Genomic DNA, 1115 nt, shown 5'->3' with positions numbered 1-1115 from the left:
CCGAAAGGACCGCACCCGTCCGCGGGTTGAGGTACCGCAGCAGCCCATGGCCCAGCGCGTCACCGCCCGGCACCGACCGCACCTGCTCCTTGACTGCCTTCAGCAGCAGGCCGGCCGCCGAACCTCCGTCCGGGACTTCGTCCAGGTCTACGCCGGTGACGTCCAGCCGCACCGGATGACTGCTGGTGAACCAGCCGACCGTGCGGGACAGATCGGTGCCGGTGACGGGTCCGCGGCCGTGTCCCTCGACCTCGACGAGCACCCCGCCCGCGAACTGCGGACGCCAGCGCGCCACGGCACCGGCCAGCGCGGCGAGCAACACCTCGTGCACGCCACAGTGGAAGAGCGCCGGCGTCTCGGCGACAAGCGTGTGTGCCCGGGTGGGGGGCACGGTCCAGGTCCGGTGGACGAGAGTCGACACCGTGTCGCGCCGTGGGTCGAACTCGCTTGTTCCGAGGGGTGGTTGAGCCTCGCCGAGTTCGTCGGCCCAGTGTTCCAGCTCTGAGACCCGGCTGTCCGTGGTGGCTTGGTCGGTGAGGAGGGTGGCCCACTGTTTGAAGGACGTGGCCACGGGGGTGAGTTCGGGTGTCCGGCCGTCGACTGCGGCCTCGCAGGCGGACTGGAGATCGGGCAGCAGGACGCGCCAGGACACACCGTCCACGACCAGATGATGGACGACCAGGACCAACCGGCCCACACAACCAGGCCCGGCGTCCACCCACACCGCCTGCACCATCACCCCGGCGGCCGGGTCCAGCCGCCCCACGGCCTCACGTGCCGCCCGGCCCGCAACCTCATCCAAGTCACCGGCCGCCGCGTCCACGCGAGTGACCAGCGCATCTACCTTCACTGAGCCTGGCTCACCGACCACGAGGGTGAACCGCTCACCTACCCGCGCCCGGAGCATCGCATGCGCGTCCAACACCGCGCCGAGACCGGCCACCAGCACCTCCGCGCCCAACCCGGGCGGGGCCCCCACCACCGCCCACTGCGCGAACTCCGGAGCAGCCGCGTACTCCCCCAACGCCCGCATCACCGGCGTCCACGGCACCACACCCACACCCCGGTCCGCCACGACACCACTGCCGTCGGCCGCACCGACGACCGCCGCGAGC

Annotated in this window: 1 protein-coding gene; it reads right to left on the bottom strand. The window is 71.8% G+C overall.

Annotated elements, in window-relative coordinates; all coding sequences use genetic code 11:
* A partial coding sequence (locus POF73_RS45750; RefSeq protein WP_272125469.1) for a condensation domain-containing protein occupies positions 1 to 1115 on the bottom strand: 1115 nt, incomplete at both ends.

The sequence above is a fragment of the Streptomyces sp. HD genome, assembly GCF_028369295.1.
GTDB lineage: Bacteria > Actinomycetota > Actinomycetes > Streptomycetales > Streptomycetaceae > Streptomyces.
The sequence above is the reverse complement of the archived record's forward strand: the minus strand, read 5'-3'. Positions and strand labels throughout refer to the sequence as shown.